Source organism: Arcanobacterium sp. S3PF19 (assembly GCF_000758825.1).
Lineage (GTDB): Bacteria > Actinomycetota > Actinomycetes > Actinomycetales > Actinomycetaceae > Arcanobacterium_A.
In genome coordinates, this window is record NZ_JRMX01000013.1 from 257,149 (window position 1) to 271,919 (window position 14,771).

Annotated in this window: 15 protein-coding genes; 12 read left to right on the top strand and 3 right to left on the bottom strand. The window is 58.5% G+C overall.

Annotation, left to right across the window (positions count from 1 at the left end):
* Positions 1–287 precede the first annotated feature (287 nt).
* The gene (locus HMPREF1631_RS07170; RefSeq protein ID WP_034232578.1) at positions 288–866 is read right to left on the bottom strand and encodes a TetR/AcrR family transcriptional regulator; all 579 of its coding nucleotides are present in this window, start codon (positions 864–866) and stop codon (positions 288–290) included.
* A gap of 101 nt (positions 867–967) precedes the next feature.
* On the bottom strand, positions 968–1,765 hold the full coding sequence (locus HMPREF1631_RS07100; RefSeq protein ID WP_052047039.1) for an ROK family protein: 798 nt from the start codon (positions 1,763–1,765) through the stop codon (positions 968–970).
* A gap of 106 nt (positions 1,766–1,871) precedes the next feature.
* Here HMPREF1631_RS07100 and truA point away from each other — a divergent pair, with 106 nt between their 5' ends.
* From truA to glmM, 4 genes are all read left to right on the top strand, one after another.
* Complete coding sequence (gene truA / locus HMPREF1631_RS03835; protein WP_232215421.1) at positions 1,872–2,726, top strand: tRNA pseudouridine(38-40) synthase TruA; 855 nt, start codon at positions 1,872–1,874, stop codon at positions 2,724–2,726.
* Between the two features lie 260 nt (positions 2,727–2,986).
* Positions 2,987–3,430 (top strand): 50S ribosomal protein L13, encoded by a 444-nt coding sequence (rplM, locus tag HMPREF1631_RS03840; protein ID WP_034232581.1) that lies wholly within the window; start codon positions 2,987–2,989, stop codon positions 3,428–3,430.
* A gap of 37 nt (positions 3,431–3,467) precedes the next feature.
* Positions 3,468–3,956 (top strand): 30S ribosomal protein S9, encoded by a 489-nt coding sequence (gene rpsI, locus HMPREF1631_RS03845; RefSeq protein WP_034232583.1) that lies wholly within the window; start codon positions 3,468–3,470, stop codon positions 3,954–3,956.
* Between the two features lie 95 nt (positions 3,957–4,051).
* On the top strand, positions 4,052–5,383 hold the full coding sequence (gene glmM / locus HMPREF1631_RS03850; protein ID WP_034232585.1) for a phosphoglucosamine mutase: 1,332 nt from the start codon (positions 4,052–4,054) through the stop codon (positions 5,381–5,383).
* 2 nt (positions 5,384–5,385) lie between these two features.
* Here the strand turns inward: glmM and coaA are convergent, their stop codons facing one another.
* Positions 5,386–6,477, bottom strand: a complete 1,092-nt coding sequence (coaA, locus tag HMPREF1631_RS03855) for a type I pantothenate kinase (RefSeq protein ID WP_052047042.1) — start codon at positions 6,475–6,477, stop codon at positions 5,386–5,388.
* 69 nt (positions 6,478–6,546) lie between these two features.
* Between coaA and glmS the strand changes: the two genes are divergently transcribed.
* From glmS to HMPREF1631_RS03895, 8 genes are all read left to right on the top strand, one after another.
* On the top strand, positions 6,547–8,406 hold the full coding sequence (gene glmS / locus HMPREF1631_RS03860; RefSeq protein WP_034232586.1) for a glutamine--fructose-6-phosphate transaminase (isomerizing): 1,860 nt from the start codon (positions 6,547–6,549) through the stop codon (positions 8,404–8,406).
* Between the two features lie 25 nt (positions 8,407–8,431).
* A complete protein-coding gene (locus HMPREF1631_RS03865) occupies positions 8,432–10,021 on the top strand; it encodes a bifunctional ADP-dependent NAD(P)H-hydrate dehydratase/NAD(P)H-hydrate epimerase (RefSeq protein WP_034232588.1) in 1,590 nt (529 codons plus the stop codon).
* Positions 10,014–11,159, top strand: coding sequence for an alanine racemase (gene alr, locus HMPREF1631_RS03870; protein ID WP_232215422.1), 1,146 nt, complete (start codon positions 10,014–10,016; stop codon positions 11,157–11,159). The genes HMPREF1631_RS03865 and alr overlap by 8 nt, the downstream gene beginning before the upstream one ends.
* 54 nt (positions 11,160–11,213) lie before the next feature.
* Positions 11,214–11,744 carry a tRNA (adenosine(37)-N6)-threonylcarbamoyltransferase complex ATPase subunit type 1 TsaE gene (gene tsaE, locus HMPREF1631_RS03875; RefSeq protein WP_034232590.1) on the top strand — a complete coding sequence of 177 codons (531 nt, stop codon included), beginning with the start codon at positions 11,214–11,216 and terminating at the stop codon, positions 11,742–11,744.
* 13 nt (positions 11,745–11,757) lie between these two features.
* Positions 11,758–12,666 (top strand): hypothetical protein, encoded by a 909-nt coding sequence (locus tag HMPREF1631_RS03880; RefSeq protein WP_034232592.1) that lies wholly within the window; start codon positions 11,758–11,760, stop codon positions 12,664–12,666.
* Positions 12,647–13,351: a tRNA (adenosine(37)-N6)-threonylcarbamoyltransferase complex dimerization subunit type 1 TsaB gene (gene tsaB / locus HMPREF1631_RS03885; RefSeq protein WP_052047044.1), complete on the top strand. Its 705-nt coding sequence runs from the start codon at positions 12,647–12,649 to the stop codon at positions 13,349–13,351. Before HMPREF1631_RS03880 ends, tsaB begins: the two co-directional genes overlap by 20 nt.
* Positions 13,351–13,905, top strand: a complete 555-nt coding sequence (locus HMPREF1631_RS03890; protein ID WP_052047046.1) for a GNAT family N-acetyltransferase — start codon at positions 13,351–13,353, stop codon at positions 13,903–13,905. The genes tsaB and HMPREF1631_RS03890 overlap by 1 nt, the downstream gene beginning before the upstream one ends.
* Positions 13,906–14,104: 199 nt before the next feature.
* Complete coding sequence (locus HMPREF1631_RS03895) at positions 14,105–14,770, top strand: succinate dehydrogenase cytochrome b subunit (protein WP_052047047.1); 666 nt, start codon at positions 14,105–14,107, stop codon at positions 14,768–14,770.
* Position 14,771: the final 1 nt, after the last annotated feature.

The following is a 14,771-nucleotide window of genomic DNA, read 5'->3' on the forward strand; positions in this document are numbered from 1 at the left end:
CGCCGCCGTACGATAAACGCGTGCAGCACATAAGGTCCGGGGCCGGGAATCCCCATTGATTCCCGGCCCCGGACGTTTTGCACAAGCCTGTCTGTTTTACTGCGCGATTCCCGGTTGCTTCCGTGCTGTTTGGCAGCCTGGGACGCTGCCGGTGTGTGCCGGCCGGGGCGCATCGGCAGCGTATGGGGCGCCGGCAGTTTCGCACGCGGAATACCGCAGCCGCAAAAGCCGCACACATCTGCCGAATATTATCCGCCGGCCTTCCCAATTTATTTTCGCACGGATTGTCAGCGAATGAAATTTTGGACGTGAAGAGACTGCGCAAGGAGCAGTCTTACGGTTGAGGCACTGATGTCGGGCGTGGTTCTGATCAGTGCAACCAGTCCGACCAGAAGAACGTAGACGGTGTCTTCGATGTTTTCCAGTGCCGTATTCTGCGTCTGTGCGCGCAAAGCGCCGAGCTGCGTGAAATGTGCGGAAATCTGGCGTGCCGTGCGGTCCATAAACCGCAGGTACAGGTCTTCGCCGCCGCCGAGGGAAAGCCCCTCGCGGAAGGGGCCGTCTTCACGCACGATGTGAATCAGCAGTTCGGCAAGGTCAGTGAGAGCGGTGTTGATTTCGGCGGAGCGGTGTTTTTTGTCCCACAGGATGAGGTCGTTCACGAAATCGTCGATTACGGCGTCAAGCGCCGCGGAAACGGCTTCTTCCTTATCGGCAAAATAGTGGTAAAACAGAGAACGCGTAATCCCGATCCTGGACGTAATGGCCGAGATTGACGTTTTTGCCGGGCCTTTGGCGATAATCTCGGCTTTTACGGATTCTACGATTTTCTTTCTTGTGCCTATTCCGCGCGAATTTGATGCCATTTTTCCTCCGTTGTCGATACCTAATGCAAAGGTAAAATTATTTTGACGTATTGTCAAGAAGGTGACAGAAAAACGGAGGACCCAAAGCGAAAAACGGCGGTTTACCCTGCGGATGTGTCGGGTTTCGGGAGCAGAGCCCAGGCACGGGCCCCGCCGTTCGTGCCGGCGGAATTTTCGATCGTGGCGAACGCATTTTCCCTGCCCGTTTCCCGGGCCGAAAAATCCGCCAGTTTCCGCAGCGTATCCCGTCCCAGAAGTGCGGTATTGCCGCCGCCCAGATACAGATAATCCCAGCGGAAAACAGGCCACAGGGAGCGCACTGCGGCGTAAACGCGGCCGGCCCAGATTTCGCTGCCGATCTGCGTGCGTGCTTTTTCCCCCAACGCTTCGTCGTAAGTCATGCCCGGCAGAAAAGGAGCGTGCGATATTTCCAAATGCGGCATCAAAACACCGTCCGTGAAAAAAGTACAGCCCAAACCCGTCCCCAGTGTGAGCACCAGTTCGCTGCCGTTTCCGTGCACCGTGGCGCATGCGGCCACTTCCGCGTCGTTGAGAGCCAGGCACGGCAGCTCAAAATGACTCTCCAACAGCTGCGCCAAATGCAGATTCGTCCACTCGTCTCTAAGCCGGGAATTGATTTTTGTGTGCGGACCGTGTTCGCGGATGTAATGCGGCGTGTATACGATTCTTCCCCTGCGCACAATACCCGGGATGCCGATCGTGATCCGATGGGGACGGCAGCTGCCCAAAGCCAGGTGCTCGGCCAGGTGGCTGCGGATAATCCGCAGCAGATCCTGCGGGGCAAACGGATAGGAAACGGCCGTGCGCAGAGACGGAGTGAGCGGCCGGTCGTCCTCTCCGATCAGCGCCGACTTTATTCCGCCGCCCCCGCAGTCCACGCAAAGTGTGACTTTTTCCGTACTGTTGCCGGGCCTGGGGGGTGTGGAACTGGAAAAGCCGGTGCCGGTGTGCGAAGCTTCTCTCATGATCTCGACAATATCGCAAATGTGTAGGGTTCGTCTAAATATCGCCTATTTGGGTGGCGGATTCCACGGCTGGGCAAGTCAGCCGGGACTGCGTACGGTACAGGGTGAACTGGAGGCCGCACTGGCGCAGGTTTTGCATATTCCGGCAGGTCGGGTGGTCCTTACGGTGGCGGGGAGAACGGATGCGGGAGTGCACGCCACCGGTCAGGTGGCACATTTTGACGTCCCCGCCGCCGTTTGGGAAGCACTGCCGGGCAGAGCGGCCGTTTCCCCGCCGGAAGCCCTTGTGCGCAAGGTGAATGCGGTACTGGCCCGAGGCTGCCCGGGCGTGCGCGGATATACCGATGTCGTGGTCAACAGCGCCCGGCAGGTGCCCGAAACGTTCGATGCCCGGTTTTCGGCACTGTGGCGTGCCTACACTTACCGGATTGCCGACGGTCCCGCCCGCTGGCGGCCTCAGCGCCCGGACGTGCTGTGGGTTGCGGCGCCGCTCGATGTGTCTTTGATGAACCGCGCGGCACAGCCTCTTTTGGGGGAGCATGATTTTCTCTCGTACAGCAAACCGCGTCCGGGAGCCTCAACCGTGCGTACTTTGCAGCGTTTGGAGGTAATCCGCGAAGAGGGAATCGTCTGCGTGCACGCCCGTGCGGACGCGTTCTGCCATTCCCAGGTCAGAACTTTGGTCGGCACATTGGCGGAAGTGGGCAGGGGTGCGAAAGATGTTGGCTGGCCGCAGCGGCGGCTGCTGGAAAGGTCACGCACCGGAGAAGTGAAAGTTGCCCCCGCGCATGGTCTTACCCTGGAATCCGTGGGGTATCCGCCGCCCGGGGAATATGCTTCCCAGGCTCTGCGGGCGCGGCGTTACCGCGGTTAAAAGAGCGCGCCTGTGCGGTTAACGGCCGCCGCGGCCCGGTTTGGATGAAATGAATCGTCTCACAGCTGCCGAAATCTTTTTGACTGCCGGCGCGGAAACGGATAGAGTTTATTATCGCTGTGCATACTGTGCAGATGTATTCCCACTCGTCTGCGGGAACGTACGGCATTGGACATTATAACCATTGGATTCTTAGGCCTGTCGCGGGAAGCCATGCCGGATGGGGAAGGAATCCTTGAACAGAAACGAAGGCTACGCAAGTGCGCACGTATTCACCAAAGCCCGGCGATGTAGAGAAAAAGTGGTACATCATTGATGCAACCGACGTCGTCCTCGGCCGCTTGGCAGCTCAGGTTGCCACCCTGCTCCGTGGGAAGCATAAGCCAAATTTCGCACCTAATGCGGACACCGGCGATTACGTTGTAATCATTAACGCGGAGAAGGTCGCTCTGACCGGTTCCAAGCGTGAACAAAAAATTGCCTATCACCATTCCGGTTATCCGGGCGGACTGAAGGCAACATCTTACACCGAACTTCTTGCGGCAAATCCTGAAAAGGCTGTGATGAAGGCGGTAGCTGGCATGCTTCCAAAGAACACTCTGGGGCGTCAGCAGCTCACAAAGCTTAAGGTTTACCGCGGTGCCGAGCATCCGCATACTGCTCAGCAGCCGGAACCCTATGAGCTTAAGCAGGTCGCACAGTAACCCCGGCAGTGAACCGGAATAGATTTTAAGGAGTACCGTGGCTGAGACCACCGTCGAAACCGAGGAACTGGAGGAAGCTCCAAGTTCGTATACCAGCGAGAGCGAAGCTCCGCAAACGGGTAAGGGCGCATCCCTTACCGCACCGGGACAGGGCTTAGGCCGCCGTAAGGAAGCCATTGCCCGTGTCCGACTCATTCCAGGTACGGGAGAATGGAAGATCAACGGCCGTTCTTTGGACGACTACTTCCCGAACAGACTGCACCAGCAGCTTGTCAATTCTCCGTTTGTGCTTCTCGACATCGAAGGCCGCTTTGATGTCGTGGCGCGGATCAACGGCGGCGGACCTTCCGGTCAGGCAGGTGCGCTGCGTCTTGGAATTTCCCGCGCACTGAACGAGATCGACCGTGAGGCAAACCGTCCGGCCCTGAAGAAGGCAGGATTCCTTACGCGCGATGCCCGTGCGGTGGAACGGAAGAAGGCGGGTCTGAAGAAAGCCCGCAAAGCTTCTCAGTTCTCCAAGCGCTGAGTATTTTTCAAATTTGGGGACGGACCTGTGGTCCGTCCCCATTTTTCTGTAAAAGTGGAATAATTGTGTGCGGATGGATGATTTTAGGAGGAAATATGGCACGACTATTCGGTACCGACGGTGTGCGCGGTCTGGCAAATGCGGAAATTACGGCTCCTTTTGCGCTGCGTCTGGGGGAGGCCGCTGCGCGTGTGCTGACCGGGAAAAACATTTCCCACCGTCCGCGGGCAATCATCGGCAGGGATACCCGGCAGTCTTCGGGAATGCTTTCGCACGCTTTGGCGGCCGGCCTGGCGAGCGCGGGAGTGGATGTGGAGCATGTGCGGGAAATACCCACTCCCGGAGTGGCTTATCTGACCGCCGAGGAAGACTATGATCTGGGGGTTGTGATTTCGGCGTCGCACAATCCTTTTCAGGACAACGGGATTAAATTTATCAATGGCGACGGGTTTAAACTGGACGACGCAATAGAAGACGAGATCGAGGCACTTTTGGGCAAAGACTGGGACCGTCCCACGGGCGCCGGTGTGGGTGCCATTTCCGAGAGTGCGGCCGTATCCGACCGTCTTTATATGGATCATCTGATTGACTGCGGAAGGGATCTGCACGGTTTGCGCATCGCGCTGGACTGCGCGAACGGCGCCGCTTCCGATGTTGCGCCGCGGGTGTTCCAGAAACTGGGAGCGGACGTGGTTGTGATCAATGCCGCGCCCGACGGAAAGAACATCAACGATTCGTGCGGATCGACGCATCCGGGGCAGCTGCAGGCACTGACCGTGGCAACCGGTGCGGATTTCGGTTTCGCTTTTGATGGGGACGCCGACCGCTGTCTGGCCGTGGACCATGCCGGGAACCTGGTGGACGGCGACCAGATTATGGGGATGCTTGCCGTGGCAATGAAACGCGAGGGACAGCTGAAACGCAATACGCTCGTGCTGACGGTGATGTCGAATCTGGGGCTGCATCTGGCAATGCGCGACAGGGGAATAAAAACCGTATCCACGAAGGTGGGAGACCGCTACGTGCTCGAAGAAATGCTGGCGCACGGATATAACCTGGGCGGCGAGCAGTCCGGGCACGTGATTAATCTGGACCGGGCAACAACGGGCGACGGCACGCTTACGGCCGTATCGGTGGCGTCCGAGGTGGCAAAGCAGGGCAGAAAACTGGCGGAGATGGTGGAATTTGTGCAGCGTCTGCCGCAGACACTGATTAATGTGCCCAACGTGGACAAAACAAAAACCGAATATGTGGAACGGGAAGTGGCGCAGGCGGAAGCGGAACTGGGAGAAACGGGCAGGGTGCTGCTCCGCGCTTCGGGCACAGAGCCGCTGATCAGAGTGATGGTGGAGGCGCAGACGCAGGAAGAGGCAGACCGTATTGCCCGCAGTTTGGCCGATACGGTCCGGGAAAAGCTGTCTTTGTAACGTTACGCCGCCGGCGCGGATTTTCCTTCCTGTTTGCCGGGCCGGATCTGCGGACCGCTTTTTCGCAAAAACAGTTCGCGCACGCGGTGGTCTGAGTCTTTGCACAGGACCGCCGTGGCCCGCGCGCGCGTGGGGGCAATGTATCGGCGCAGATTGGGCAGATTAATCCGGTTCCATACGTCAAGGGCGTATTCCCGTGTTTCTTTTTCGCTCATCCGCAGATAGCGCCGGAAAAAAGAATTTTCGTCCGTGCGCGCCATTTCGCGCAGTTTAAAGACGCGCTGCAGGTACCAGCGGCACAGGTCGTCTTCCGCGGCGTCCAGATACAGCGAAAAATCAAGATAATCCGCGGGGTCCGCACTCTTTGCCCCGTCCTGCGCCAAGTGTGCCGGGTTCGCGGAAAAAGGCTGCGTCTGCAGCACATTTATTCCTTCGATAATCAGAATATCCGCTTTGCCCACTTTTATGCGGCGGTTGGGCACAATATCGTATACCGCGTGATCGTACAGGGGAACCTGAAGGTCATCCGCGCCCGATTTGGCCGCCGCCAGAAAATCCGTCAGTGCGTGCGGTCTGTAGGACTGCGGAAATCCCTTCTTTTGCATCATATCCGCGGCGATAAGCTCTTTATTCGGCAGCAGAAAACCGTCGGTGGCGATCAGCCGCACTTTCGGTCTGCCCGGCAGGCTGCCGAGCAGAGAGCGCAGAATCCGGGCTGCGGTGGATTTTCCCACGGCAACGGAACCGGCAATCCCGATAATCCACGGCGGCTCCGTTTTCCCCGTGCGCGCCGTGTGCGGCGGAAAATGCGCGGCGGAAGAGTCCGTGCCCCGGGTTTTGCACAGGTCGGACATCAGCGCACAGAGCACGCGGTACGCGCGATCCGTGCCGCCGGATATGCCCCAGGTTTCGCCGCAGGGGTGCGGATTTGCGTTCCCGCCGCCGGCCGGCTCAAAAAGCGAATCGGCCCGGCGGATAAGGTCCGGCCACTGCCGGGCCGGGATATCCGTAAAATAGCTTTTCCAATGCCGTTTTGCGTCCATAAATGTCTTTCCGTGTCTGCCGATATCCGTATTGTGCCTGTTTTCCGCCACAGTGCGAAATTATTTCGCTGCCGGAGAGTCAGATAAAAAAATTCCGCAAAATTATTGTAGTCTGTTCCTATGTGCGGAATTGCAGGATACATAGGTTCAGATAATTTGTCACAGCATCCTCTGGAAGTCGTATTGGAAGGTCTGTCGCGGCTGGAATACCGCGGATATGATTCTTCGGGTGTGGCTGTGAACACGAAAAAAGAAATTGCGATTCGGAAAAAAGTCGGACGGGTGGAAAATCTGCGTCGGGAAATCGAGAAAAATCCCGTCCCCGACGGTGTCTGCGCAATTGGGCACACGCGATGGGCAACCCACGGCAAACCGACCGACGCCAATGCGCATCCCCACTGCTCACAGACGAATAATGTGGCAATCGTGCACAATGGGATTGTTGAAAACCATCAGGAGCTGCGCAACGAATTAATTGCCCTCGGGCACACTTTCCGTTCCGAGACGGACTCCGAAGTTATCGCCCATCTGCTGGGGATTGCACTCGATGAGTGTGCAGATCTGCCCCGGGCGATGGCGAAGACGGTTGCGCGTCTGGAAGGATCATATGCGATTGTGGCCATTGCGCCTTCCCAGCCGCAGATGATAGTGGCGGCGCGGCGTAATTCCCCGCTGGTGGTGGGCCTGGGCGAGGGAGAAAATTTTCTCGGCTCGGACGTTGCCGCTTTTGTCGGGTATACGCGTTACGCAATGGCAATCGACCAGGATCGGATCGTTACCGTTTTTCGCGACCGCGTGGAAGTTACGGATTTTGCCGGAAACAGGGTGGAACCGACCGTCTACGAAGTGGACTGGAATGTGGATGCCGCGCTGCATGACGGGTACGACACGTTTATGGAAAAAGAGATCCACGAACAGCCGCAGGCCGTGGCGGAAACGCTGCGCGGACGTCTGACGGCCGACGGGCATCTGAAACTCGACGAGCTGCGTATCGGCGAGGAAGAGCTGCGCAGTATCGACAAAATTATCGTGGTTGCCTGCGGTTCCGCAGCTTATGCCGGGCATGTGGCAAAGTATGCGATCGAGCATTGGTGCAGAATACCGGTGGAAGTGGAGCTGGCCCACGAATTCCGTTACAGGGATTCGATCGTGAATGCCAAAACTCTCGTGGTGGCCATTTCCCAGTCCGGCGAAACGATGGACACGCTGATGGCCGTGCGCCATGCCGCGGAACAGGGCGCGCGCGTGCTGGCAATTGTGAACGTGTTTGGGTCCACGATTGCCAGGGAGGCGGATGCCGTGCTGTACACGCACGCGGGCCCGGAAGTTGCGGTGGCTTCCACAAAGGCATTCTCCGCCCAAATTACGGCAGCCTATCTTCTTGGTCTGTACCTGGCGGAACTGCGCGGAAACAAATTTTCCGACGAAGTGGCCGCGTATCTTGAAGAATTGGGGAAAATGCCGCAGCGGATCCGTAAAGTGCTTGAGCAGGAAGACAGGGTAAAAGCCCTGGCGGCACAGATGTCGGATGTGGACTCGGTGCTTTTTCTGGGCAGACACGTAGGCTTTCCGATCGCTTTGGAAGGCGCGCTGAAACTTAAGGAACTGGCCTATATCCACGCGGAGGGATTCGCCGCCGGGGAACTGAAGCACGGGCCGATTGCCCTGATCGAAAAGGATCTGCCGGTGTTCGTTATCGTTCCCACGCCGCGCCGGCCGCTGCTGCACGCCAAAGTTGTTTCCAATGTGTCGGAAGTGCAGGCGCGCGGGGCACGGGTAGTGGTTATTGCCGAGGAGGGGGACGATGCGATCGACGATTCCGTGAAGAACGTGATCCGCGTGCCCCAATCCACACCGACGCTGATGATGCCGCTGGTCACTGTGGTTCCGCTGCAGATATTTGCCTGCGAACTGGCTAAGCTGAAAGGCTATGACGTAGACAAACCCCGCAATCTGGCAAAAGCGGTAACCGTGGAATAGAAATTTATGTATCGGGGAGGGCACAATGCATGAAGCGTTTGCGGAGCGTGATGTGTGCCGTGCCGTCGGTATTTTACGCAGACAGGACGGGCAGACCTGCGCGAATGCGGCCTATGCCGCGGCGCAGGCTCTGCTGCGCATTATCCGCCGCGTCCGGGGAAAAGTCTCCGGAAGCAGCGTTTTGGTGTTGGCAGGTCCGGGGGAAAACGGGCGCATATCCCTGTCGGCCGGAACTTTTCTTGCGCGCCGGGGCGTGCGGGTAAAAGCGGTAACGGGCGAAAACACGCACCCGTGTGCCGCGCCGCCGCCGGAGGGATATATTTCCCGGTTTCGTCTCCCGGATTCGGACGTGCTGCGAAAACTTGCGGAAGAAGCGGATGTCTGGGTTGACGGAATTTTCGGAAGCGGAATTTTGGGTGAGATACGCGAGCCGTACCGTACGTGGCTGAAAACGCTGCGGGACGTCCGAAGCGCCCGTGCGGGGCATTATCCGCCGCCGGCTGTGGCCGTTGATCTTCCCTCGGGTATCTCCGCAGACGGCACCGTACACAGCGGGTATGTGCTGCCTGCGTCGTACACGGTGGCCCTGGGGTGTTTCAGGCCCGCGCATCTTCTTCCGGCGGTGAATGCCGCGGAAGAAAAAGACTTTTTCGGTGAAGTGATTTTGGCCGATACCGGAATCATGCACACCCTGCGCGCCATACACGCCGAGCCTGCCGTGCGTCGGGTTGGGCGCGGCGACGTACGCGGCGTACTGACTGTCCCCACGCCTTCGGACAATAAGTATTCGCGCGGCGTTCTGGGACTGTGCACGGGATCAAAGCGGTATCCCGGTGCAGGATACCTGAGCGCGGGGGCGGCTTTGAAAACGGGTGTGGGTATGCTTTGCTATCTCGGGGGCAGCCCGCAGATGCCGCTGAAATATCCGGAAGCGGTAATGGGCGGAAAAAACTGTGACGCGTATGTGATCGGCTGCGGAATTACGGATCGGGAATATCTGCGCCGGGCATACCGGAAGGCAGTTAGGGCAGGTGTGCCCGCGGTTTTGGATGCGGAGGCGATACCTGCCTGCGCCGGTCTGACGGGAAATGTGCCGACACTTTTGACGGCGCATCAGGGAGAATTAGTAAAACTCTATGCCGCGTGCGGGCAGTGGATTACTCTTTCGCAGATTCGCCGTAATCCGCAGCGGGCGGCAGCCGAGGCCGCCCGGATGACGGGCGCGGCCGTGCTGCTGAAAGGTTTTGTTACGGTGATTGCCGCGCCCGGGGGAGAGCTTTACGCGCAGGCCGATGCGCCGACCTGGCTTGCCGCCGCGGGCACGGGCGATGTGCTGGCGGGAATTGCCGGCTCACTGCTGGCATGTGCCGCTGCCCGGGCGAAACGGGAAACCGGGATGTGTTCCCGCGCCAAAGCCGAGGCCGACTCCCTGCCGGCAAAAATTGCCGCCTGCGCTGTGTTTCTGCACAGCAGTGCGGCTTCCCGGGCGGCGCGAGTTAAGACACATTCCCCGTCGTCTTTCGGAAATCCGATTTCCGCCGGCGATATTATCGGAGAGTTACCGGAAACTGTTTATCGGATTCTTTCTTCAAAGGAGGCAGCGTTCAGTGAGTAATTACCGGATTCACGGAGCAAATTTTCCTTCCCGCGCCCTGATTTCGAAGAAAGCTTTTGTGCACAATCTGCGTCTTGCGCGAAAATGGGCAAAAGATGCGGAGATTATGGCGGTGATCAAAGCCGACGGTTACGGGCACGGAGCGGTCGAAGTAGGCGCATGGGCGCTCGGGGAGGGCGTGAACTGGCTTGCCGTCGCGCAGCTGGGGGAGGCTATTGAACTGCGCAAAGCATTAAACAGGCGGGGCAGGATGCTGGCATTGATTGCCGAGCCGGGAGCGCCTTTCAGGCAGGCTCTGGAGCTGGGGATCGATCTTTCGGTGAGTGCGTCGTGGGCGCTCGACGAAATCGTTGCGGCAGCCATCGAGACCGGGATTCCCGCCCGGGTGCACCTGGAGGTAGACACGGGAATGTCACGTGCCGGTTTTCTGCTTTCCGGGCTGAAAGAGATTATGCCGCAGTTTGCCGCCTATGTGCGTGGCGGTCTGATCCGCCCGGTGGGCCTGTGGTCCCATCTGGCGTGTGCCGACGATCCGCAGTCGGAGGTGACGGCGCGGCAGACGGCAGTGTTTGAAGAGGCGCGCGAAATTCTGCGTGAAGCCGGAATCACGGTGGAGTTCTGCCACCTTGCGGCCTCGGGCGGCATTTTGTGGCATCCGCAGACGCATTATTCCATGGTCCGCCCGGGATGCATCCTGTATGGAATCAGTCCCGAACCGAAAATTGCCACCGCGGAGGAACTCGGGCTGCGTGCGGTAATGAAGCTGGAAGCGGATGTGGTTTCGGTCCGTGACGTGCCCGCGGGAACCGGGGTGAGTTACGGGCATACCGCGGTGCTGGGGGAAACGACACGGCTGGCAACGGTTCCGCTCGGATATGCGGACGGAATTCCGCGTCACGCCTCAAATACGGCAGAGGTGGTGACCGGCCGGCGCCGCTGCAAAGTGGTCGGGCGAATCTGCATGGATCAGTTTGTGATTGAGGCCCCGCAGGCTGTTCCCGGCGATACGGTCACGGTTTTCGGTGACGCAAAAGACGCGGTGCCCACTGCCGATGACTGGGGTACGGTGTGCGATACTATTGGATATGAGATTGTGTGCCGGCTGGGCACACGGGTGCCGCGTTATTATGTGGATTAGGGATGTCCCGAATCGGCGGCCGGAAGAAGCAGAGAGAAAAGAAGGCGAAAAGGTATGGAATTAGTCCTGGAAGCGCCCTCCGTGGCCGATATTCAGGCCGTGGGCGCGGCGTTGGGCAGGCATGCGGCCGGCGGTGATTTGGTTTTGCTTAACGGCCCGCTGGGTGCCGGCAAAACAACAATGACGCAGGGAATCGCAAACGGTTTGGGAATTGATGCGAAGGTGTCTTCCCCGACGTTTGTGATCGTGCAGAATTATCACGGGTCCGGCTTGGATCTGGTCCATGTAGACGCATACCGTCTGGGATCGCTGGAGGAAATAGACGCTCTTGATCTGGACAGTTCCCTGGATGTTTCCCTGACCGTGGTGGAATGGGGTGCGGGCAAGGCGGAGGTTCTTTCCCAAAACCGCCTGGAGGTTGAAATTGACCGTCCTCTCGGCGCGCAGGAGGGGCAGGAGCCCGAAGATCTGTACGAGGATGCCCCGCGCGTGCTGAAGTTTCGTCCCTTCGGCGAACGTGCCCGCCGGTGGCTTGCGGACATCGCCGCGGACTGTGCGGCGTATGTGCCCCGGAAAGACGTCTGAGAGCGGACCGAAAATGCGGGCGAAGATATTTGCGGCAGGTGTGCTGGCGGCGGTGGGTGCCGCCGCGGGCGTGCCCGCCGGTTTTATTCCCCCGGCGGCCGGCGCCTGTGCGCCGTACGCGATGCACTCCGTACCCGTGCGCGCCATGTCCGACCACGATGTGCAGACATGGCTGGCCGATAACGGGAAGTCGCTGATTTTGGATCAGGTTGCCCATGTTTTTCCGGCTGTGGAAGCGGCCAAACGCGGGCAGTACGCATACGGCAGGATAAAACAGATCTCCGTGATTGTCCGCGGCGCCCAGGACCCGGCAGTGGCTTTTCGCGGCGGAGATTCCTGGGCTGTTCCCATTTTGGATCCGCTGCATAATCCGGTGGCGGTTTCGGTGATTAAAAATTCCCACGGCAAACCGATGCTTACGCACTCGTTTGCCGACGATACCCTTGCCGGGGAACTGCTCGTAATGCGCGATTCGGCAAAACTGTTTTACGATCCGCAGCTGAAGGGCTGGTTCAAAGAGTCAAACGAGTCGGTTGAGGCAGCGGACACGGATGCGCAGAACGTGCTGCTGGGCGCGCTGCCGGTGAAGAATTTTCTGCTGCAGCGGCAGGTGATAATTTCCGGGGGAAAAGATGCCAATTCCGTGGTTGCCGAAACGATGCCCGCCGGTGCGCAGGAGCAGAATTTTTCCTTCGTGCAGCAGCTTCTGATTGCGGCCACGATTCTCGCGGTTTTGGGAGTGTCGGTAATTTGGCTGCTCAGTGAACGCAAATACGTGAGAACGGGAACGAAAAACGTACACGGAAGAGGTTTTGGGCAGTCGCATTGGAATATCGTTGAGCATGTTACCCGCAGGGGAAAATTAAAAGTTTTGAAAAACATTCCGAATGTAAAGGAAAAAGATGAAGTTTCTGACGATTGACGTATCGGCAAATGTGACGGTGGGTGTCTGTGAGGCGGCAGACGGCAAAGTGAAGCAGCTGTCCGTGGCGCAGTCCGCGGATGGGCGCCATCACGTGGAAGTACTGTCTCCGCTTGTATCCAAGGTTTTGGCGGAGGCGCAGGTAAAGGTACCGGACGCCATTGTTGCCGGGACGGGTCCGGCGGCGTTTACGGGTCTGCGGGCGGGGCTGGTCACTGCCCGCACGCTTGCCGCCGCCTGGAATATTCCTCTGTACGGGCTGTCTTCGCCGGAGATTCTGGCACGCGCGGCGGCCGACAAAGGCGCAGACGTGACGGTTCCGATTATCGATGCGCGCAGAAAAGAGATCTATACTCTTCGGGCGCGGCCTCTGGGAGCCGATGATGTGGAAGTGACGGAGCCGGTAAGGGTCATTGCCCCCGGTGTGCTTGCCGCCGAACTGAAGGAAAACGATGCGGTTGTGGCGGCGCAGACGCAGGATCTTTATGCTGATCTGTTTCCCGTGCGCATGATTGTTTCCGCTTCTCCCGCGGTAATGACGCGTCTGGCGCTTTCGCGTCTGGCGCGGATTGATGCCGGTGAGCGTCTTTCCCTGGATGCGCGGGCACAGTATCTGCGTCGGCCCGACGTGCACGGCAGCGGTTCGTGCGCGCAGGCGCCGGCGGTCGGCAATCCGTACCGCTGATGCCCGGGCAGTGGGAATTTTTGGTCCCGGATCCCGGCTATGCTTCCTCTCTGGCCCGGTTTGACCTGCAAAATTTTGGCCGGGCGGCATGGCCGCAGGCTGTGTGGGAGGAAGCACTGCGGCGGAAGGAAGACCATTATCTGATTGCCGTTGCGTGCGGGCGTACTTTGCGTTCCCTGCCCCGGATAATTGCCGCGGGCGGAATCAGCGCCGGGCCGCAGTCCGAGGTGCTTACGGTTGCCGTCGCGCAAAGCTTCCGCCGCCGCGGTATCGCCCGGATGCTGCTGGGCAGTCTTCTGCGGTGGGCATATTCCGCCGGCGGCGCGCATGAGGTGTTTCTGGAAGTACGCAGGGCGGACGCGGGTGCGCAGGCTCTGTACCGGGAATTCGGTTTTCGGCCGGTGGGGTTAAGAAAACGCTATTATCCGGATGACGATGCACTGATTATGAAACTTGATCTTTCCGCACTGCGCAAAGCGGTAAATGTGTCGCAGGGGGAGCGCTTTCGCGGCGCAGAAAAAGAGAAATACGCAAATAAATTCTCACACAAATAGTTGAACTTCGTGTCTCTTTATCGGGCGGTGTATTTGCCTAATTTCCGGGGATAACGGGACGTCAAATATAGGGTGTCGCTAATTTTGCGCACCGGGGCGTGTTTTGGGTATTTCCGCCTCCATATTTGCCTGTTTAATTTGGTAATTTTTAGTTGTGACTAACTCAACTGTAAAAACTAATCGAGGCAGTAGGACTACCGTGGCACTGAAGGTGCTTATGGCAGCTACGGGCATTATTTTTGTGTTATTTCTTCTGTTCCATATGTATGGAAACCTGAAGGTGTTTTTCGGGCCGGAAGCATTCAACCATTATGCCGAATGGCTTCATCAGGATTTGCTTTACCCGATTCTGCCGCACAAAGGATTTCTGTGGATTATGCGGGTAACGCTTTTCCTGTGCATTGTTGTGCATATGTACTGCGCAATCACTTTGTGGGTCAGGGCAAAGAAGGCCCGGGGAGATGCATATAAAATCAATACGGGAAAGAAAGTGCGCCCGTCGCAGACGTACACCGCGGCAACAATGCGCTGGGGCGGTGTAATCATCGCGATCTGGATCGTGTTCCACCTGTTGCAGTTCACTGTGCTGAAAGCAAACGTCGGTGCGGAAAATTACGCCGCGCTTACCCCGTATCAGCGTCTGCAGGCAGGTTTTTCCGTGCCCTGGCTTTGGGCTTTCTATCTTGTTGCCATGTGCGCGATTGCCCTGCATATCCGGCATGGGGTATGGTCGGCGCTCGCCACGCTCGGTCTGTCGAGCCGCACGCGCGAACGGCTTTTTAAGCTCTGTGCCGATTTCGTCGCCGCGATTATTCTCGTCGGGTTTATGACGCCCCCGACCATGTTTCTGTTTGGGCTGCTCTGAG